We start from the raw sequence: 19,208 nt of genomic DNA, 5'->3' as shown, positions 1-19,208 counted from the left end.
ATCTGAATGAGTGCCGTTCTAGACCACCCCGCCCACCCCGTTCATGACGATCACCACGGCCATGCGCCGGCCGGCTGGCGTCGCTGGGTGTTTGCGACCAATCACAAAGACATTGGGACTTTGTATTTGTTGTTCAGCTTCACCATGTTGATGATTGGCGGCATCTTGGCCCTGATCATTCGTGCTGAGCTGTTTCAGCCGGGCTTGCAGTTCATCAACCCCGAATTGTTCAATCAGCTCACCACGATGCACGGACTCATCATGGTGTTCGGCGCCATCATGCCGGCCTTTGTCGGCTTTGCCAACTGGATGATTCCGCTGCAAATCGGCGCCTCCGACATGGCCTTTGCGCGCATGAATAACTTCAGCTTCTGGCTGATGATTCCGGCCGGCCTGTTGCTTGCCACTTCCTTCTTCATGCCGGGTGGTGCCCCTGCTGCGGGCTGGACGCTGTATGCGCCGCTCACGCTGCAAATGGGTCCCTCCATGGACACCGGTATTTTTGCGCTGCACATTTTGGGCGCCTCCAGCATCATGGGTTCGATCAATATCATCGTCACCATCCTGAACATGCGCGCACCCGGCATGACCTTGATGAAAATGCCGATGTTCTGCTGGACTTGGCTGATCACGGCTTACCTGCTGATTGCAGTGATGCCAGTGCTGGCCGGTGCCATCACCATGACCTTGACCGATCGCCATTTCGGCACCAGCTTCTTCAACCCCGCAGGTGGCGGTGACCCGGTGATGTACCAGCACATTTTCTGGTTCTTCGGTCACCCTGAGGTCTACATCATGATTTTGCCGGCCTTCGGCATCATCAGCCAGATCGTGCCGGCCTTCGCCCGTAAACGCTTGTTCGGTTACGCCTCCATGGTGTATGCCACTTCCAGTATTGCCATTCTGTCGTTCATCGTGTGGGCGCACCACATGTTCACGTCCGGCATGCCCGTGACTGGCCAGTTGTTTTTCATGTACGCCACGATGCTGATTGCCGTGCCGACCGCCGTGAAAATCTTCAACTGGGTGGCCACCATGTGGCAGGGCTCCATGACGTTCGAGACGCCGATGTTGTTCGCGGTCGGTTTTATCTTTGTGTTCACCTTGGGCGGCTTCACCGGCCTGATTCTGGCCATGGCACCGATTGACATCCAGATTCACGACACCTACTACGTGGTCGCGCACTTCCACTATGTGCTGGTGGCCGGATCGCTGTATGCCTTGTTTGCCGGCTATTACTACTGGAGCCCGAAGTGGACCGGTGTGATGTACAACGAAACACGCGGCAAGATCCATTTCTGGTGGTCGCTGATTTCGTTCAACGTGACCTTCTTCCCGATGCACTTTTTGGGCTTGGCCGGTATGCCACGCCGCTATGCCGATTACCCGATGCAGTTTGCCGACTTCAATGCCATCGCATCGGTAGGCGCCTTCTTCTTTGGTTTTGCCCAGGTTTACTTCTTCCTCTTCATCGTGTTGCCCACGATGCGCGGCAAAGGCGAAAAAGCACCGCAAAAGCCATGGGAAGGTTCTGAAGGCCTGGAGTGGGAGATTCCTTCCCCCGCACCTTTCCATACCTTTGAGACGCCGCCCAAGCTGGACGTGACCGCGACCAAAATCATCGCTTAAGACTGGGCGCCTAGATCATGACCCCAGAACAAAAGAAAGCCAATTTGAAAACCGGACTGATCCTGGCCTCGGTGGCCGTGGTGTTCTTCGTCGGTTTTTTTGCCAAGATGTACCTGGAAAGCCACTAGGTCATGACGCTGAAGCGCGAAAATTTTCGGATGGTCCGCAAACTGGTCGTTGTCGCGGCTGGTATGTTTGCCTTCGGTTACGCGCTGGTGCCGATTTACAAGTCTATTTGTGAGCTGACAGGCATCAATATTCTGGCCCTGGGTGACCGGAATATTCCCGGCGCCACGCCGGACATGCCCGCCAATACCCAGGTGGACACCAGTCGCACCATCACGGTGGAGTTTGATGCCAACGCCCGCGGTCCCTGGGAGTTCAAGCCGGCGAAGCGTTCGCTGCAGGTTCATCCGGGCGAGTTGGCGACGGTGATGTACGAGTTTCAGAATGTGCAGAACCGGCGCATGTCGGCGCAGGCGATCCCGAGCTATGCGCCGCAGCAGGCCGGTGCCCACTTCAACAAGCTGGAGTGTTTTTGTTTTAACCAGTACACGCTGGAGCCGGGTGAAAAGAAGTCCTGGCCGGTGGTTTTTGTGATTGATCCCAAGCTGTCCAAGGACGTGAAGACGATCACCCTGTCCTACACGTTCTTTGAAGTGGGTGGCAAAACACCTGCCGCACCCGTGGCTGACGCCGGTGCGCATGGACTGATCGGAGCAGGCTCATGAGCGAGAGCGGCAAGAACAAAGATGCGGTACCCACCACGTCCTTCTGGCGCAGCATCAAGTTGGTGAGCTGGTCGTTTTTTGGAATTCGAAAAAGTAGCGAATCGCAGGAAGACATGGCCCGCGTTAACCCGTTTCACATCATTCTGGTGGGGATTGCCGGGGCTGTCATTTTTGTAGTTGGTTTGATAGTGTTGGTGAATTGGGTGGTTGCCAAATAAGGCACCGCCCTGCACCTGAAAAATAGTGAAGAGAACCGGAAGGAATGGAGCTGAAATGAGTTCAACAACAAGCGGCGTAACCCCGTACTACTTTGTACCCAGCCCGTCACGGCATCCGGCGATGGCGGCCTTGGGACTGTTTTTTGTGATCCTTGGCGCAAGTCAATGGGTTAACGGCGCTGACTGGGGCAAGTATTCGCTGGCCTTCGGCATGGTGTGGTTTCTGGGCGTGCTGTTTCAGTGGTTCAGTGAGGCGGTTCGTGAGAGCGAAGGCGGCCAGTACGGCCACAAGGTCGACTTGTCCTTCCGCTGGAGCATGAGCTGGTTCATCTTCTCGGAAGTGATGTTCTTCGGCGCGTTTTTCACGGCCTTGTGGTGGGCCCGCGGCCATTCCATCCCGGCGCTGGGCAGTGTGGAAAATGCCTTGCTCTGGCCTGATTTCAAGGCCGTTTGGCCCAGCCTGGCGGCTGGCGTGACCGGCTCGCCCGCCGGCATCGTGGAACCCTTCTTGACCATGACGCCGTTCTGGTTGCCCACCATCAATACCGCCTTGCTGTTGAGCTCCGGTGTGACCCTGACCATTGCGCATCACGCGTTGATTGCGGGCAACCGGACGAAGACGATTGGCTTCATGTGGATGACGGTTCTGTTGGGTATCGTGTTCCTGTTTGTGCAGGGTTATGAATACTTTCACGCCTACCATGAGCTCAATCTGAAGCTGACATCGGGCGTGTATGGCTCAACCTTTTACATGCTGACCGGTTTCCATGGCTTCCACGTGTTCGTGGGCATGTTGATGCTGCTGTTCATTACCTTGCGACTGCAAAAAGGTCACTTTACCGCTGAGCGTCATTTCGGCTTTGAAGGCGCCGCCTGGTACTGGCACTTTGTTGACGTGGTGTGGCTTGGACTTTACGTGCTGGTCTATTGGCTGTAGTCTGCGGCACTGACCTGAAAAAGGCACCCTGCGCGGTGCCTTTTTGATTGTTGTTGGGGCGTTTTGCTTACTGTCCGGATGCAATACCGGTCGGGTGGATGTAGCCCAGTTTCCAGGCCACCAGGATGCTGGCAAAAAGCAGAATTGAAATGCCCACCCGCAGGGCCAGTGCCAGCGCCATTTTTTGGCTTCTGGATTTTCCTTTGGCATTGCTCTTCATCATGAAAAACAGCGCGGTGCCTAGACTGCCGATGATGCCGACAAATGCAAGAATGACTAAGTATTTCATGGACTGGATTATCTCGTGAGTTTGCGCTGGAAGTTCTGGCTGATCACCTTGGGCACCGTGCTGGCGGTGGCTTCCACATTGGCATTGGGGCGCTGGCAGTTGTCGCGTGCGGCCCAGAAAGAAGCCTTGCAGGCCAGTATCGGCGCACAAGCCACCTTGTCCCCACTGGACGGATCCGCATTGATCTTGCGGGCTGGTCAGGCGGCTGAGTTGCAGCGCCGGGTGACGCTGCGGGGGCACTGGCTGGCAGCGCACACGGTATTTCTGGACAACCGCCAAATGAACAGCAAGCCGGGCTTGTATGTGGTGACGCCGCTGCAGCTGGAAGGCAGTCCTGCCGTGGTGCTGGTGCAGCGCGGCTGGGTGGCCCGAAATTTCATCGATCGCACCAGTCTGCCCAGGATTGACACGCCGTCGGGAGTGGTCGAAATTCAGGGCCGCATTGTCCCGCCACCGTCCAAGTTATACGAGCTTGGCGGCCCGGAGATGGGCCGTATCCGGCAAAATCTCGATATGACCCGTTTCAGTGCCGAGTTGGGGGTGCCGCTGCTGCCGGTATCGGTGCAACAGATGGGTGCCGCGAGTGAAGGTTTGCTGCGGGAATGGCCGCAAGTAGCCACCGGCGTGGCCACTCACTATGGTTATGCTTTTCAATGGTTTGCACTGAGTGCGCTGATCGCAATTCTTTATGTCTGGTTCCAAATTGTTAGACGATTCTTCTCCTTCCGACGCGCCTGACGCTTCTTCCCGTCCGCACGCCAGCCGTGTCGATCAGCACCTGGGGTTGACGGTTCACTCCATGCCGTCGCCTGAACGTGTGATGGACGCGCAGGCCCGGCGCAAGGTCAGTGGCCGCTGGAAGATGCTGGCGGTATTTTTGGTCTGTGCCGCGCCGGTGGTGGCCTCGTATTTCACCTATTACGTGGTGCGACCGGAAGGGCGTCGCAATTTCGGCGAACTGATCGATCCGCAGCGTCCCTTGCCCGACCTCGCCACTGCGAGTCTGAGCGGGCAGCGCAGCACGCTCCAGGCGCTGAAAGGCCAGTGGCTGTTGATCAGCGTGGCCGGCGGCGCTTGCGATGACATCTGCAGCCACCATTTGTATCTGCAGCGCCAGATGCGCGAGGGCTTGGGCAAGGACAAAGACCGGATGGACTGGGTCTGGCTGATTCCCGATGACGCCGCGGTGCCCGACAAACTGTTGCCCGCCCTGAAAGAGGCCACGGTGCTGCGCGTGTCCCCGGCCGGGCTGTCCGCCTGGCTGGCGCCGACCGCTGGTCAGCAACTCGCCGAGCATCTGTACGTGGTGGACCCGATGGGCAACTGGATGATGCGCTTCCCGGCGAATCTGGATCTTTCCAGCGCCGCCAAGGCCAAGCGGGATCTGGAGCGTTTGATGCGCGCGTCGGCCGGCTGGGATCAGGCCGGGCGTGAAGCCGGAAAATTGGCTGTGCAGTAGGACCTGACGGTGCAAGAACTTTACGATCTGTCGCCGCTGGCACGCATGATGTTCGTGGGGGCGCTGCTGGCCGCCGGACCGTTGGCGTGGGTGTGGTTTCGCAATCGGCGCGCCACGCCCCTGCGACGGATCCAGGCGCTCACGCTGCTGACCCTGTTTTTGACCTTTGATCTGGTCCTGTTTGGCGCCTTTACCCGGTTGACCGACTCGGGGCTGGGTTGTCCCGACTGGCCGGGCTGTTATGGCCATGCCAGCCCGCTGGGTGCCAATGTCCATATCGCCGCGGCCCAAAGCGCCATGCCCACCGGACCTGTGACGCACGGCAAGGCCTGGGTTGAGATGGTCCATCGCTATCTGGCGACCAGTGTCGGTGTGTTGATTCTGGTGCTGGCCGTGGCGAGTTGGCTGGGCTGGCGGGGACGAAAGGCACACGTTCACCCGATCAATCCGTGGTGGCCCACGCTCACCCTGCTGTGGGTGTGCCTGCAGGGCGCTTTTGGCGCGCTCACCGTCACCATGAAACTTTTCCCCGCCATCGTCACGCTGCATTTGCTGGGCGGGCTGGTGTTGCTGGCGCTGCTGTGCGTGCAAGTGGTGCGCTCTGCGCAAGGGGAGGGTGGCGTGCTGCCCGTCCTTGTTGGCCCGGGTTTGCGCTGGTTGCTGGGATTGTCCTTTGCGTTGCTGGTCGTGCAAGTCGCGCTGGGGGGCTGGGTCAGCACCAATTACGCCGTGCTGGCGTGCTCCGACTTTCCGATGTGCCAGAACAGTTGGTGGCCAACGATGAACTTCCAGCAGGGCTTTGCGCTCTGGCGCGAATTGGGTTTGACTGCGGCGGGCGAGCCCATCAGCTTTGCCGCGTTGACCGCCATTCACTATGTTCACCGCATCATGGCGGTCATCGTGCTGACCTTGCTCGGCGTGCTGGCCTGGCGCCTGAACCGCGTGCCGGCGCTGCGCCGCCCGTCCCGCTGGCTGGCGGCCCTTGTCAGCCTGCAATTGATCACCGGCTTAAGCAACGTGGTGCTGGACTGGCCCCTGGTGGCCGCCGTGCTGCATACCGGCGGGGCCGGCGCACTGGTCGTCGTCCTGACCTGGGCCGTCGCCGCGAGCCAGACGAGCCCCTCTGCCAAGGCGTCGATTGCCTTGGACCCATCCCTATCGAGACACCCCGCATGAGTGCCAATTCCTTAACGCTTCAAGTTTCCGTATTCAGGCAGTTCTATGCCTTGACCAAGCCGCGCGTGGTTCAACTGATCGTGTTTTGCGCCCTGATTGGCATGGTGCTGGCCGTGCCGGGTGTGCCCACCTGGGCCGAAGTCCGATTGGCGCTGCTGGCCTGCCTGGGCATCTGGCTGGTGGCGGGGGCGGCGGCCGCCTTCAATTGCATTGTCGAAAAAGGCATCGACGCCAAGATGAAGCGTACCGCCTGGCGCCCCACGGCCAAAGGCGAACTGGACGACAAGCAAACCCTGCTGTTTTCGGCTGTGTTGTGCATTGCGGGCTCCACGCTGCTGTATGTCTGGGTCAATCCGCTGACCATGTGGTTGACCTTTGCCACTTTTGTCGGCTATGCGGTGGTCTACACCGTGATTTTGAAACCGCTGACACCGCAAAACATCGTGATTGGCGGCGCCTCCGGCGCCATGCCACCGGTGCTGGGCTGGGCCGCCATGGCCGGGAATGTCGGGCCGGAAGCTTTCATTTTGTTCCTGATCATTTTCCTGTGGACGCCGCCGCACTTCTGGGCGCTGGCGCTGTACCGCGTGGAAGACTATCGCAAAGCCGGCCTGCCGATGCTGCCAGTGACGCACGGCAACGAGTTCACCCGGTTGATGGTGCTGCTGTACACCTTTATTCTGTTTGCCGCCTGCCTGATGCCCTACATCTTCGGCATGAGTTCCTGGATCTATCTCATCGCCGCGCTGGGCTTGAGTTTTGGGTTTTGTCTGTATGCTTTTTGGCTTTGGCGCAACTACTCGGATGCGTTGGCGCGCAAGACTTTTCGCTTCTCTCTCATCCACCTGAGCGTGCTGTTTGCCGCCTTGCTGGTGGACCACTATGTACTATGATCATTGCATGAAAAAACGAAGTGCTCTTAAATTAATAGCTGGATACGCTTGTTTGACGGTGGCTGCAGCCAGTATGACTGCCTGCTCCGAGCCGAAGCCGACGTTTTCCGCCATTGACATCACCGGCGCCGATTACGCCCGTGATTTTGCTTTGACCGACCACAATGGCCAGCCCCGCAGCATCAAGGACTTTGCCGGCAAAGTGGTGGTGATGTTCTTTGGCTACACGCAATGCCCGGATGTTTGCCCGACCTCCATGGCCGAGCTGGCCGAGGTGAAAAAGCTGCTCGGCAAGGATGGCGAGCGCCTGCAGGGTCTGTTTGTCTCGATCGACCCCCAGCGCGACACGCCCGAAGTGCTCAAAGCCTACATGGCCAATTTTGACCCCACCTTTTTGGCGCTCTACACCACGCCCGAAAAACTCGAAGCGCTCGCCAAAGACTACAAGGTGTATTACAAAAAAGTGGATGGCAAGACGCCCACCAGCTACACCATGGACCATTCGGCCGGTAGCTACGTGTATGACACGCAGGGTAAATTGCGTTTATTCACCCGCTACGGCTCCGGCGCCCCGGCCCTGGCGGCTGACATCAAGCTGCTGCTGAAAAACTCTTAAACGCCGGCATGCATCGCCGGCGGCATAAAAAAAGCCCCTGAGCTTGGTAAGCGTCAGGGGCCTGCTGCGTCAGACGCAGGACGTTAGGCGTATTCGACCAGTGTCTTTTTCATCTTCTTCATGGCCGCCACCTCAATCTGGCGAATGCGCTCGGCGCTCACGCCATACACGGCCGCCAATTCGTGCAGCGTCATGCCGCCCGAATTGTCGTCATTCACCTTGAGCCAGCGCTCTTCCACGATGCGGCGGCTGCGCTCGTCCAGCGCTTCCAGCGCACTGGCGATGCCATCGCTGGCGAGGGCGTCGCGCTCCCGGGCCTCGATCATGGCGATGGGCTCGTGCTTGGCATCGGTCAGGTAGGAAATCGGACCATAGGCATCTTCACCATCATCCGACGGACTGGGGTCCAGCAGCACATCGCCGCCGGAAAGCCGGGTTTCCATCTCAATCACTTCTTCCCGCTTGACCTTGAGCTGCGCTGCCATCGCCTCGATTTGCTCTTCGTTCAGGGTTTCGCGGTGCGTGCCGGCATCGGCCGCGGCATCATCCGACTTGTAACGCTGCTTCATGGAGCGCAGGTTAAAGAACAGCTTGCGCTGGGCTTTGGTGGTCGCCACCTTGACCATGCGCCAGTTCTTCAGGATGTACTCGTGAATCTCGGCCTTGATCCAGTGCAGCGCATAGCTCACCAGACGCACGCCCTGATCGGGGTCAAAGCGTTTGACCGCCTTCATCAGGCCAACATTGCCTTCCTGAATCAAATCACCGTGCGGCAGACCGTAGCCCAGGTACTGACGCGACACCGACACCACCAACCGCAGGTGCGACAGCACCAGCTTGCCCGCCGCTTCCAGATCATTGTCTTGCCGGAACTTGCGCGAGAACTCCTGCTCTTGTTCGAGCGTGAGCATGGGTAAACGGTTGGACGCCGAGATGTAAGCATCCAGATTACCCAACGGGGGCACCATCGACCACGGGTTGGCAACTGCCAGCGCAGCGCCTGAAACTCCAGTTTGATAAGCCATACCTGAACTCCTTGTTGTCATAGCTTTTATATTAGCACTCTGTCTGATCGAGTGCCAATTCAAAAGTTCAATGGGGCTTATAGCGTTTTATCGGGAACTTATCTTTGCTTTTTGTCAATCGGGGCGTAAGCGTTCACGCCCGTTGGGGCTGTCAGCCAGCCTGCGGGTGGCTAGAACTCACTAACTGGCCAGCCAGCGGCGACTGGCAAAACTCAGCGCATCCACCAGCGCCACCAAAAACAGCATCGCGATCAGGATGCTGCTGGTTTCTCCCATCTGGAACAGCCCCATGTGGAACGCCAGCATCTGGCCCAGCCCGCCAGCGCCCACCACCCCCAGCACGGCGGCGGCGCGGATGTTGTTTTCCCAGCGGTACAGGGTGTAGCTCAGCAGTTGCGGCAGCACCTGCGGCAAGGTGGCGTACAAAAACACGCGGCTGCTCGGGACGCCGCGCACGCGCAGGGCAAAGGCAGGGCCGGGCGGTGCATTCTCGATGGCCTCGGCGAACAGGCGGCCCAACACCCCCGCCGTGTGCAAAGCCAGCGCCAGCGTGCCGGCAAACGGCCCCAGGCCGGCGGCAATCAGCAGCAAGGTGGCCCAGATCAGCTCCGGCACGCTGCGCAAGGCGTTCAGCAGCAGCCGGGTCAGACTGCGCCAGCGCGCCGGGTCGCCGTCATACGTCTTGCTGGCGGGCAGGGCCAGCGCCAAGCCGAGCAGCACCGCCAGCAGCGTGCCCAGCGCCGACATGGCCAGTGTTTCGAGCGCGGCGGCCAGCAGCTTTCTCAAGAACACCGGGCTGGTTTCCGGCGGCAGCAGTTCACCCAGGAACTTGCCCATTTTGGAAAACGCCTGCGCCGACAGAAATTGCGCCCACTGCAGGTCGAGCGTCCCAAAACTTAAGCCCACCAGCAGCAACACGGCGGCCACGAACCAGCAGGCTTTGCAGCGGGCGTCAAACAGCTTGGGCGGCAGTTTGTAGACCTCGTTCGCCGCCGTTTGGGTGTCAACCGTCATGCCAATCCCTTGCGCAACCAGGCGCTGATTTTGTCCGCCAGCCAGACCAGCGCCATGAACACCAGCAGCATGGTGGCCACCTCCGAGCCGTTGAACATCTTCATGGACGCGTCCATTTGCTGGCCCAAGCCGCCGGCGCCGACAAAGCCGAGCACGGCCGAGGAGCGGATGGCGCATTCCCAGCGGTACACGGTGTAGCTGGTGAGCTCGGCGGCGTTTTGCGGCAGCAGCGCATACAAAAAGGCCTGCAGCCGGCCCGAGCCGTTGCGCAGCAAGCTGGTGGTGCCATGCGTCTCGCCGCTGTCCAGAATTTCGGCATAGACCTTGCCCAGCATGCCGCCAAAAGTGAGCGCAATGGCCAGCACGCCGGCGGTCGGGCCCAGCCCGACCACCCGCACAAAGACCAGCGCCCAGATCAGCTCGGGCACGCTGCGCAGCACGATCAGCAGCCAGCGCACCAGTTGCCGCACGACCGCCGGCAACAAGGCCATGCGGCCGGTGAGCGCCGAGATCGACAGCACCCGCGCCGAGAGCAGCGCCAGCGGCACCGCCAGCAGCAGGGCCAGCGTCAGGCCGGCGGTGGCAATCGCCACGGTGCGCCAGGTTTCGCGCGCCACCATCGCCAGAAAGTCGCCGTCCAGCTTGGGCGGCACAAAATCAGCCAGAAAGCGCAGCGCCGGCGTAAGGGCGTCGGGCTCCAGCAGCAGCCAGGGCTTGAACTCGGTCAGCACCAGCATCGGCCACAGCAGCGCCAGCGTGGCCAGAGTCCAGAAGATGCGGCCGCTCCAGGCCGGGTCGCGCAAGGCGGGTGGGGGGCTGCCGGGCAGCGGGCGCTTGGCGGGGAACAGCATGGCCGGCCGCGCTACCGACAATTCATCGCCACGGGCGGGGCGGCCACCGGGGCGTCTTGCTGCTCGGTGGGCGTGGTTTGGCTCAGTTCGTCCAGATGCTGCGCGTACAACTGCTGCAGCCGCTCCGGCGTCACTTGCGTAGCGGGCAGGTCAAAGGCCAGTTCACCGTCGCGTAGCCCGATGATGCGGGGGAAATGCCGCAATGCCATTTCCACATGGTGCATCGTCGCCACCAGCGTGGCACCGCGTTCGCGGGCCGCTTGGGTGAGCGACTCGATGGCTTGCTGTGACCGGGTGGGGTCCAGCGCCGACAGCGGTTCGTCCACTAAAAAGAGTTGGGCCTGCGTCGCCAAGGCGCGGGCCAGGCCGACGCGCTGGCGCTCGCCGCCGGAGAGGCGGTCGACCCGCTCGAACAGTTTGTCACTGACGTCAAAACGCGCCAGCGCCCGTTCGGCCAGCGCGATGTCGGTCGGGTAAAACAGGCTGCGCACGCTGGCCCACAGGCTTTCGTGCGGCAGCCGCCCGGCCAGCACGGCGGTGACCACGCGCTGCCGTGCCGGGAGCGGCGGCACCTGCGGCGCCAGAAACAGCTCGCCGCGCAGCCGCTGCAACGCAGTGCGCGACAACTGCCAGGGGTTGCGCCCGTCCAGTTGCAGCGTGCCGCTGACCGGTTTCAGCGCACAGGCCAGCAGGTGCAGCAGGGTGGTTTTGCCGGCGCCGGAGGGGCCGATGACGGCCAACTGCTCGCCACTGGCCACCGTCAGGTTCAGGCCGCGCAGCGCCGCCGGGGCATTGGCCCGAGCGGCCGGGTGGCACCCGGTGCAGTTCTCCAGCAATATTTTCATGAGTTAAATAGGCCTCTAGCCCCCGTCTATAGGGCGTATATAGCTATGAATTAAGTAGCGGATGGCAATTACTTGATCAAACCCGCGCTGCGGGCGGCGGCTTCGATGCCCTTGTAGTTGTCGGCCTTGGTCGGGACGAACTTGGTGGCGCGCTGCAGCTCCAGGATTTCCTTGCCTTCCGGTGTGTTTTTGTTCAGGTCGAGAAAGGCCTTGGTGAGCTTTTCGCGCAGCGCTACCGGCATGTCGGCGTGCACGGTCCAGTTGTAATCAAAGTAAGCCGGGGTGGTGAAAATCACTTTGACCTTGTTGGTGTCGACCTTTTTGTCGGCCACGAATTTTTCCCAGACCGAGATATTGAGGGCGCCGGCATCGACTTTGCCCGCGGCCACGGCGGCGATGGTGGCGTCGTGTGCACCGGAGTAAGCCACGCGTTTGAAGTCTTTGTCGGGGTCAATGTTGGCCTGCAGCAAAACGCTGCGCGGCATCAGGTGGCCCGAGGTGCTGGACTGCGAGCCAAAGCTCACGGTTTTGCCTTTCAGATCGGCCAGCGTCTTGATGCTCGGGTCGCCACTGATGAAGACGGATTTGAATTTTTCATCTTCTTCGCGCTGCACCAGCGGTATGACTTTGCCGCCGGAGCGGACATTGGCCTGCACAAAGGTGAAGCCGCCGTACCAAGCCATGTCCACCTGCTTGTTGACCAGCGCTTCCACCGCCGCCGCGTAGTCAGAGACCGGGGTGAACTCCACCTTCATACCGAGCTTTTTCTCCAGGTACTTCACCAGCGGTACCGCTTTGCGTGCCAGTTCGGTCGGTGATTCGTCGGGAATGGCCGTGACTTTGAACACCGGTTCTGCGTGTCCCAGGCCACTGACGGCCAAAACGGCGCTGGCCAGCAGGGCTTTCAGGGTGCGGGTAGAAGAAGAGGAAAGGCTGGCCATAAGGGACTCCGTTAACGTTTTTGGAATCTCCGATTAGACTCGAAACTTCTCCTTTGAGCTGGCTCGCAAGGCCGGCGATTCCGGTTGCATGGCTGTCAATAAGGCTTTAATTGATCGCCAGGATTGAAGAAAGTTATCGCCCATGACCCCCACTTCCGCTCGCGTGCGTGTTCCCCGGTTTGTCCAGCTGCATCAGGACGACGATGCCGCCGTGCGTGCCGAGCTGGCACGTGGTTTGCTGGCCCACGCGGCCTTCACCCATCCGAAGTACCTGTACGACGCGCTCGGCTCACGCCTGTTTGAAGCCATTACCGAGCTGCCCGAGTACTACCCGACCCGCACCGAAGCCGCCATCTTTGCCCAGCATGGCGCCGACATGGCAGCACTGCTGCCGCAAGGCCTGACCTTGGTGGACCTGGGCGCCGGCAACTGTGAAAAAGCGGCACGTTTGTTTGACGTGCTGCGCCCGGCGAGCTATGTGGCGGTGGATATTTCGGTGGCGTTTTTGCGCGGCGCGCTGGCAGCGCTGCAGCGCCAGTACCCCGGGCTGGACATGCTGGGCGTCGGGCTGGACTTCTCGTCGCAACTGGCGCTGCCGCCGGAAGCGGGCGAGGGTCAGCGCCTGCTGTTCTACCCGGGCTCAAGCATCGGCAACTTCTCGCCGGCCGACGCCTTGCTGTTCCTGCGCCAGGCGCGCCAGGCCGCCCCGGCTGGCGGTCTGCTGATTGGGGTGGATTTGCTGAAACCGATCACGCTGCTGGAGCCGGCCTACGACGACGCGCTGGGCGTGACCGCCGCCTTTAACCGCAACATGCTGCTGCACATCAACCGGCTGCTGGGCAGCGATTTTGAGGTGGCACAGTGGCGGCACCGGGCCTGCTACAACGCCGAGGTCGCCCGCATCGAGATGCACCTGGAGGCGGTGCAGGCGCTGATGGTGCACTGGCCCGGGGCGCAGCGCCACTTTGCCGCAGGCGAGCGCATTCACACCGAGAACTCCTACAAATACACGCCGCCGCAGTTTGAAGCCCTGTTGCGCGAGGCCGGTTTTTCGCAGGTGACGCAATGGCGCGATGCCCGGGACTGGTTTGCCGTGTTTCTGGCGCACGACTGAGAGGGATGATGCGTGCTACTGAATCAATAGCTAATTGCGCAGCAGGGACGGGGGCTAGAGCCCTGTTTTGTTTATGAAACGACCGCATGTCCTGATCATCAGCCCGGCGCTGGCCGAGGCCAACAACGGCAACTGGCAAACCGCCTGGCGCTGGTCGCGCCTGCTGCACCCGCTGTTTCGCACCACCATTGCCAGCCAGTGGCAGGGCGAGGCCGCCGACGTGATGCTGGCGCTGCACGCGCGCAAATCAGCGGACGCGGCGCTGGCCTGGGCCCAGGCCAAAGGCGCGGCGCAGTTGGCCGTGGTGCTGACCGGCACCGACCTGTACCGGGACATTCAAACCGACCTGTCAGCCCAGCGCGCCTTGCAGTTGGCCGCGCAGCTGGTGTTGCTGCAGGAGCGCGGGCCACAGGCCTTGCCGCAAGCGCTTCGACACAAAGCCCAGGTCATTTTCCAGTCGGCGCCACGGCGTGCCACGCTCAACAAGACCGATCGGCATCTGCGGGCGCTGATGGTGGGCCACTTGCGCGATGAAAAAGCCCCCTTGACCTATCTGCGCGCCGCGGCCCGCCTGGCCATCCGCCCCGACATTTATCTGGACCACATTGGCGCGGCACTCGATCCCGCTTTGGGGCAAGCGGCGCAGCTGGCCGCCAGCTGTTATTCGCATTACCGCTGGCTGGGGGGCTTGCCACATGCCCAGACCCGCAGCCATCTCCAGCGCGCCCATCTGCTGGTGCACCCCAGCAAAATGGAAGGTGGCGCGCAGGTGATTCTGGAAGCGGTGCAAAGCGGCACGCCGGTGCTGGCCTCGCGCATTGACGGCAATGTGGGCATGTTGGGCCCGGACTATGCCGGGTATTTCGCTTTGGGCGATGATGACGCCCTGGCCGCGCTGTTGCAGCGCTGCCGAGACGATGCCGATTTTTTACCCCTGTTGCGGCAACAGTGTGAGGCGCGTGCCTATCTGTTTGAACCGCAGCGCGAGCAAACCCTGTTGCGCCAGCTGGTCACCGCGCTGCTGGCCGCAAGAGTGGCAGAACCCCATAATTTGACGCTTCAATGGAATACGACATGACCCAACCCTCTCCAACACTCCCCGCTTCCAACACGGCCCACGCCTTGGCTGAACCGCGCCTCACCAGCCTGTCCCACGGCGGCGGCTGCGGCTGCAAGATCGCGCCCGGCGTGCTGTCTGAAATCCTGAAGGGCATCACCGCCATGCCGATGCCGAAAGAATTGATGGTCGGCATCGAGACGGCGGACGACGCCGCGGTCTACAAGCTGAACGACGAGCAGGCCCTGATTGCCACCACCGATTTCTTCATGCCGATCGTGGACGACCCGTTTGACTTTGGCCGCATCGCCGCCACCAATGCCATCTCGGACGTCTATGCCATGGGTGGCCAGCCGATTCTCGCGCTGGCGCTGGTCGGCATGCCAATCAACGTGCTCTCCACCGAGACCATCGCCAAAATCCTCGAAGGCGGCGCCTCGGTCTGCCGCGCAGCCGGCATTCCGATTGCCGGCGGCCACACCATTGACTCGGTGGAGCCGATTTATGGCCTGGTGGCGCTTGGCCTGGTGCACCCCAGCCGCGTGAAACGCAATGCCGATGCCCAGGTTGGGGACAAGCTGATTCTGGGCAAACCGCTGGGCGTTGGCATTCTGTCGGCCGCACTCAAAAAAGAAAAACTGGATGCCGCTGGCTACGCGCAAATGATTGCCGTCACCACCAAATTGAACACCCCGGGACCGGAACTGGCCGCGCTGGCCGGCGTGCATGCCCTGACCGATGTCACTGGCTTTGGTCTGGCCGGTCACGCGCTGGAGATCGCGCGGGGCGCCCGCTGCACTGTGCAGCTGGACTGGGCCCGCGTGCCCTTGCTGGGTGGGGTGCGTGAGCTGGCATTGCAGGGCAATGTGACCGGTGCCTCGGGTCGCAACTGGGCTGGCTATGGTCACGACATCGGCTTGCCTGCCGGCTTTGCCGAGGTCGACCAGGCGCTGCTGAGCGACCCGCAAACCAGCGGTGGCCTGCTGGTGTCGTGCGCCCCGGACGCGGTGGCCGCGGTGCTGGCCATTTTTAAGCAGCATGGGTTCGATGCCGCCACGGAGATCGGTGAAATCACGGCGATGACGGGCGGAGCGAAGCTGCAAGTGCGCTGAGGGACGGGGCAGTATGATTCTTTGATCGCCCTTCCCGGCACCCACGAGAGCTTTTGACATGATGGACAACCTGACGCCTTTTCTTCTGCATTGGGCCATCACCGCGCTCGCGCTTTGGGTGGCCAGCCAGATTTTTCAAGGCATCAAATTCGCCGATACCGCCTCGCTGGTGGTCTCCGCCCTGCTGCTGGGCTTTGCGAATGCCATCGTCAAGCCGCTGCTGATCATCCTGACCTTGCCGCTCACTTTACTGACCTTCGGCTTGTTTCTGCTGGTGATCAATGCCTTGATGATTTTGCTGGTCTCGTCACTGGTCAAGGGCTTCACGGTGTCCAGTTTCTGGACCGCCTTTTTTGCCAGCATTTTCATCGCCGTGCTGAGCTTTGTGATCGGTTCCTTCGTGCTTGGCGGCAGCATGTCGCATGCCGTTCACATGCCGCACAGCGGCATGTGGCTCTGAGGCCGAGCGGCGCCGAATTTCAATCGTTATGTTGCAGCCGCCAACAAAGAAGTCGCTTGCCCCGCAGGCCTGACGCGCTGGAACACCAGCAGCAGGTTGTTGGACGGCATCTGAAATCGCGCACTCAAGTGCAGGCCGGCGAGCGCCGCCTGCTGCGTCACGTCGGCTAGCGGGCGAATGCCCCAGGCCGGGTTGCGCTGGCGCAGGCTTGCATCAAATTCCAGGTTGCCCGGCGCAGTCGGCACGTCGTGCTCCAGGTAGGGGCCGTAGGTGATGAGCCTGCCGTGCGGTGCTAGGTGCCGCGCCGCGCCCTGCATCAGCGCGGCACAGGTTGCCCACGGCGCGATGTGCAGCATGTTGGCGCAGTAAACAGCATCGAAGGGTTGCGTGAATGCCGCGCCCTCGGACGGCCATTGCGGCGCCAGCACGTTAAGCACCAGCGGCGCGCTGACGTTGGCAACGCCAGCTTGTGCGCACCAGGCTGCCATCGAGCCAAAGGCATCGGCCTGCGCGTCGCTGGGTTGCCAGACCCAACCCGGCAAGCCCGCCGCGAAAAACGCCGCATGTTGCCCCGTGCCACTGGCGATTTCCAGTGCCATTCCCTGCGCGGGCAGCACCTGCTGCAAGACCTGCAGGATCGGCTGCTGGTTGCGCTCGGCCGCCGGGCTGTGTTGGGCCGAGCCGTGGGCCAACTGGCTGTGCCAGTTGGCGGTGCGGCCATGCACTTCATCGCCGGCTTTGGGTTGGAGGTCCATGGGCATTTTATTAAAAGGCAGCTCGCCTCAGTCCCTGCGGTAGCGCTGGATGAACGAGCGGTCAATCCAGTCTTTCAGCAACCACACCCAATGGCCTTGTACGCAATAGCGGCCCCAGCTGGCGATGGCATCCTCGTCGCCGCAGGACAGCAAATTCAAGGTGAATTTGGACGGTGCGTGGGGGCGGGGTTCCAGGCCGGCGACGACCGCCGCCAGATTTTGGGCCAGCGCAGGTCCGGTCCGCAAGGCGAAGACGCCACTGTGCGCCAGTGGCTGATCGACCCGCGTGCTGATGTCGCCGGCGGCAAAGACGTTGGCGTGGCTGGTGGAGCGCTGGCAGGCGTCGACCGCCATGAAACCTTGCGCGTCCAGTGCCAGGCCACTGCCGGTGAGCCAGGCCGGGGCTTGCGCTCCGGAGGCAATCACCGGTATGTCGCAGGCCAGGCGGGCGCCGCTGGTGAGTGAGACTTCACCAGCTTGGATGCTCACGGCCTGATCTGCCAGGACCGTGATGTTGCGTTGTTTCAGGGCCTGGACCACCCGCTGTTGCACGGCGGATGTGTCGTGATCGGCCACGCTGGCCCCTTCCGTGACGAGGGTGACCGAGGAGGTCGGTAGCCGGTGCCGGATGGCCATGGCCAGTTCAATGCCCAGCGCACTGCCGCCGATGACGGCCACCCGCAGCGCGCGGCTTTGCGCCAACTCGGTGACCCGGGGCCACAGCGCCCCAAACGCCTCGGTTGGCTGAACAAACAGGCCGTATTCGCGCGCCCCCGGCAGGCGTTGTTCAATTTGCTGGCGATCTTGCACCGGCTCGGTGTTGACCGACAGCCAGTCAAAATTGAGCGTGCTGCCGTCGTCCAGTGTCAGGCTGCGTGCATTGGCATCGAGGGCCGTCGCACTCTGGGCCAGCCAGCGGATGCCGGTGTTTTTCAACAGCGGCTCCAGCGGAATCACGCACTTGTCCAGGGCGTAGTGCCCAGCCACAAAACCCGGCACCAGGTCCGGATAAAGCAGGCGCGGGTAGGGCGCAATCAAGGTGATCTGCACGCCCGGCCAAGGCTGGCTTGCCAGCGTGGACAGCAGGTGCACATGGGCATGGCCAGCGCCTAGCAATACCAGATTTTTCATGAATGGAAGGTCAGTACGAAAAGGTGGTAATTCAGATGACAGGACAAAACAGCTTGCGGTTAACCAAGGCAACTGGCTCAGACAAACCAGGCTTTGGGCCTTGCATTATTGTCGCTGCCGGCGGGCCGCGCTCAGTTGTAAGCCTTGTACCCGCGTGTTACCAGGGGTGGTTTTCTCTGTATGAAATCAAGGTAAATTGATTTTTCGCGTGGTAAATTTCAAGCTGGACTCGAAAATCCTTCAGGGTCTTAATGCCATAAACACCTGATTTTTAGGTTTCCTTGTGCTCCAGGGTCATAATGAATTGGTGCTTGCCGATCACGATTGGCAGTTTTGTTTTTTTCTATTAGGGGGATTATTTTGAAAAAATTATTGATCATCGCGCTGCTGGCGCTGGCTACCGGCGCGCAGGCTGAGTCCACCGCTGCCAAGAAAGAATTGGTCGCCAAGGTGTTGCTGTTGCAGCAACCCGGCATTGAGCAGGCCGGGCAAGCCTTGGCCGAGCGGCCGGCGGCGCAGCTGATGCAGCAGGCCGGCCTGGCTTTGCAGACCAAAGTAGCGCCCGAAAAGCGCGAGGGCATCGCCAAAGAGATTCAGGCCGACGTGAAGAAATACGCGGACGAGGCGGTGCCGCTGGTGCGTGACCGTGCCGTCAAAATCGCCCCATCAACCATTGGCGCCATGCTGGAAGAAAAATTCAGCGAAGACGAACTCAAGCAACTCATTGCCATCATCGAGTCGCCCGTTAACCGTAAATTTTCGCAGATGAGCGGCGAGATGCAAAAAGTGCTGGTCGACAAGCTGGTGATTGACATGCAGGGCACGATCGATCCCAAGGTGAAAACCCTGGAGCAGTCCATTGCCAAACGACTGGGACTGCCCGCGACTGCTGCGCCAGTGTCCAAGGCGGCCAAGTCACCCGCCAAAGCCGCCAGCAAGTAAGGCCAAGGCAGCG

At 61.2% G+C, this 19,208-nt stretch carries 23 protein-coding genes; 15 read left to right on the top strand and 8 right to left on the bottom strand.

The window, feature by feature from the left end:
* Positions 1 to 6: 6 nt before the first annotated feature.
* The 5 genes from ctaD to HHJ17_RS08530 are packed head-to-tail and all read left to right on the top strand — an operon-like array spanning position 7 to position 3,515.
* Positions 7 to 1,629 (top strand): cytochrome c oxidase subunit I, encoded by a 1,623-nt coding sequence (gene ctaD / locus HHJ17_RS08550; protein ID WP_296501269.1) that lies wholly within the window; start codon positions 7 to 9, stop codon positions 1,627 to 1,629.
* 17 nt (positions 1,630 to 1,646) lie between these two features.
* Positions 1,647 to 1,757, top strand: coding sequence for a cytochrome oxidase small assembly protein (locus HHJ17_RS08545; RefSeq protein WP_296501271.1), 111 nt, complete (start codon positions 1,647 to 1,649; stop codon positions 1,755 to 1,757).
* 3 nt (positions 1,758 to 1,760) lie between these two features.
* Positions 1,761 to 2,360, top strand: coding sequence for a cytochrome c oxidase assembly protein (locus HHJ17_RS08540; RefSeq protein WP_296501273.1), 600 nt, complete (start codon positions 1,761 to 1,763; stop codon positions 2,358 to 2,360).
* Positions 2,357 to 2,578 (top strand): DUF2970 domain-containing protein, encoded by a 222-nt coding sequence (locus HHJ17_RS08535; protein WP_296501276.1) that lies wholly within the window; start codon positions 2,357 to 2,359, stop codon positions 2,576 to 2,578. The genes HHJ17_RS08540 and HHJ17_RS08535 overlap by 4 nt, the downstream gene beginning before the upstream one ends.
* 55 nt (positions 2,579 to 2,633) lie before the next feature.
* Positions 2,634 to 3,515, top strand: a complete 882-nt coding sequence (locus HHJ17_RS08530) for a cytochrome c oxidase subunit 3 (RefSeq protein WP_296501278.1) — start codon at positions 2,634 to 2,636, stop codon at positions 3,513 to 3,515.
* A 67-nt stretch (positions 3,516 to 3,582) separates the two neighbouring features.
* Here HHJ17_RS08530 and HHJ17_RS08525 read toward each other — a convergent pair whose 3' ends face one another.
* On the bottom strand, positions 3,583 to 3,804 hold the full coding sequence (locus tag HHJ17_RS08525) for a DUF2909 domain-containing protein (RefSeq protein ID WP_296501281.1): 222 nt from the start codon (positions 3,802 to 3,804) through the stop codon (positions 3,583 to 3,585).
* 15 nt (positions 3,805 to 3,819) lie between these two features.
* Between HHJ17_RS08525 and HHJ17_RS08520 the strand changes: the two genes are divergently transcribed.
* The 5 genes from HHJ17_RS08520 (at position 3,820) to HHJ17_RS08500 (ending at position 7,948) form a co-directional block, all read left to right on the top strand.
* Positions 3,820 to 4,542 (top strand): SURF1 family protein, encoded by a 723-nt coding sequence (locus tag HHJ17_RS08520; protein ID WP_296501283.1) that lies wholly within the window; start codon positions 3,820 to 3,822, stop codon positions 4,540 to 4,542.
* Complete coding sequence (locus tag HHJ17_RS08515) at positions 4,493 to 5,263, top strand: hypothetical protein (protein WP_296505530.1); 771 nt, start codon at positions 4,493 to 4,495, stop codon at positions 5,261 to 5,263. The genes HHJ17_RS08520 and HHJ17_RS08515 overlap by 50 nt, the downstream gene beginning before the upstream one ends.
* A 3-nt stretch (positions 5,264 to 5,266) precedes the next feature.
* Positions 5,267 to 6,439, top strand: a complete 1,173-nt coding sequence (locus HHJ17_RS08510; RefSeq protein ID WP_296501713.1) for a heme A synthase — start codon at positions 5,267 to 5,269, stop codon at positions 6,437 to 6,439.
* Entirely contained in the window at positions 6,436 to 7,332 is an 897-nt protein-coding gene (gene cyoE, locus HHJ17_RS08505; protein WP_296501289.1) for a heme o synthase, read from the top strand. The genes HHJ17_RS08510 and cyoE overlap by 4 nt, the downstream gene beginning before the upstream one ends.
* 73 nt (positions 7,333 to 7,405) lie before the next feature.
* Positions 7,406 to 7,948 carry an SCO family protein gene (locus HHJ17_RS08500; RefSeq protein WP_296501290.1) on the top strand — a complete coding sequence of 181 codons (543 nt, stop codon included), beginning with the start codon at positions 7,406 to 7,408 and terminating at the stop codon, positions 7,946 to 7,948.
* Positions 7,949 to 8,031: 83 nt separating this feature from the next.
* Here the strand turns inward: HHJ17_RS08500 and rpoH are convergent, their stop codons facing one another.
* The 5 genes from rpoH to HHJ17_RS08475 all read right to left on the bottom strand — a co-directional run bounded on the left by rpoH (position 8,032) and on the right by HHJ17_RS08475 (position 12,624).
* Entirely contained in the window at positions 8,032 to 8,973 is a 942-nt protein-coding gene (rpoH, locus tag HHJ17_RS08495; protein ID WP_296505528.1) for an RNA polymerase sigma factor RpoH, read from the bottom strand.
* 180 nt (positions 8,974 to 9,153) lie between these two features.
* Positions 9,154 to 9,987 carry a phosphonate ABC transporter, permease protein PhnE gene (phnE, locus tag HHJ17_RS08490; protein WP_296501294.1) on the bottom strand — a complete coding sequence of 278 codons (834 nt, stop codon included), beginning with the start codon at positions 9,985 to 9,987 and terminating at the stop codon, positions 9,154 to 9,156.
* Entirely contained in the window at positions 9,984 to 10,838 is an 855-nt protein-coding gene (locus HHJ17_RS08485; protein WP_296501296.1) for an ABC transporter permease, read from the bottom strand. Before HHJ17_RS08485 ends, phnE begins: the two co-directional genes overlap by 4 nt.
* An 11-nt stretch (positions 10,839 to 10,849) precedes the next feature.
* Positions 10,850 to 11,683, bottom strand: a complete 834-nt coding sequence (locus tag HHJ17_RS08480) for an ATP-binding cassette domain-containing protein (RefSeq protein WP_296501299.1) — start codon at positions 11,681 to 11,683, stop codon at positions 10,850 to 10,852.
* Between the two features lie 68 nt (positions 11,684 to 11,751).
* Positions 11,752 to 12,624, bottom strand: a complete 873-nt coding sequence (locus HHJ17_RS08475; RefSeq protein WP_296501301.1) for a putative selenate ABC transporter substrate-binding protein — start codon at positions 12,622 to 12,624, stop codon at positions 11,752 to 11,754.
* 142 nt (positions 12,625 to 12,766) lie between these two features.
* On the opposite strand from HHJ17_RS08475, the gene egtD reads away from it, so the two are divergent.
* From egtD to HHJ17_RS08455, 4 genes are all read left to right on the top strand, one after another.
* The gene (egtD, locus tag HHJ17_RS08470) at positions 12,767 to 13,738 is read left to right on the top strand and encodes an L-histidine N(alpha)-methyltransferase (protein ID WP_296501303.1); all 972 of its coding nucleotides are present in this window, start codon (positions 12,767 to 12,769) and stop codon (positions 13,736 to 13,738) included.
* A 73-nt stretch (positions 13,739 to 13,811) separates the two neighbouring features.
* Complete coding sequence (gene senB / locus HHJ17_RS08465) at positions 13,812 to 14,816, top strand: selenoneine biosynthesis selenosugar synthase SenB (protein ID WP_296505526.1); 1,005 nt, start codon at positions 13,812 to 13,814, stop codon at positions 14,814 to 14,816.
* Positions 14,813 to 15,907 carry a selenide, water dikinase SelD gene (gene selD / locus HHJ17_RS08460; protein WP_296505525.1) on the top strand — a complete coding sequence of 365 codons (1,095 nt, stop codon included), beginning with the start codon at positions 14,813 to 14,815 and terminating at the stop codon, positions 15,905 to 15,907. The genes senB and selD overlap by 4 nt, the downstream gene beginning before the upstream one ends.
* Positions 15,908 to 15,965: 58 nt before the next feature.
* On the top strand, positions 15,966 to 16,367 hold the full coding sequence (locus tag HHJ17_RS08455) for a phage holin family protein (protein ID WP_296505522.1): 402 nt from the start codon (positions 15,966 to 15,968) through the stop codon (positions 16,365 to 16,367).
* A gap of 26 nt (positions 16,368 to 16,393) precedes the next feature.
* Here HHJ17_RS08455 and HHJ17_RS08450 read toward each other — a convergent pair whose 3' ends face one another.
* Positions 16,394 to 17,122 carry a DUF938 domain-containing protein gene (locus tag HHJ17_RS08450; RefSeq protein WP_296505520.1) on the bottom strand — a complete coding sequence of 243 codons (729 nt, stop codon included), beginning with the start codon at positions 17,120 to 17,122 and terminating at the stop codon, positions 16,394 to 16,396.
* Positions 17,123 to 17,149: 27 nt separating this feature from the next.
* Positions 17,150 to 18,253, bottom strand: a complete 1,104-nt coding sequence (locus tag HHJ17_RS08445; RefSeq protein WP_296505519.1) for an FAD-dependent oxidoreductase — start codon at positions 18,251 to 18,253, stop codon at positions 17,150 to 17,152.
* A gap of 360 nt (positions 18,254 to 18,613) precedes the next feature.
* Between HHJ17_RS08445 and HHJ17_RS08440 the strand changes: the two genes are divergently transcribed.
* On the top strand, positions 18,614 to 19,195 hold the full coding sequence (locus HHJ17_RS08440) for a hypothetical protein (protein WP_296501313.1): 582 nt from the start codon (positions 18,614 to 18,616) through the stop codon (positions 19,193 to 19,195).
* Positions 19,196 to 19,208: the final 13 nt, after the last annotated feature.

The sequence above is a fragment of the Rhodoferax sp. genome (assembly GCF_012927445.1).
In the GTDB taxonomy this organism is placed as follows: Bacteria; Pseudomonadota; Gammaproteobacteria; order Burkholderiales; family Burkholderiaceae_C; genus Rhodoferax.
Note: the sequence above shows the minus strand (reverse complement) of the source record. Positions and strands in the feature narration are given on the sequence as shown.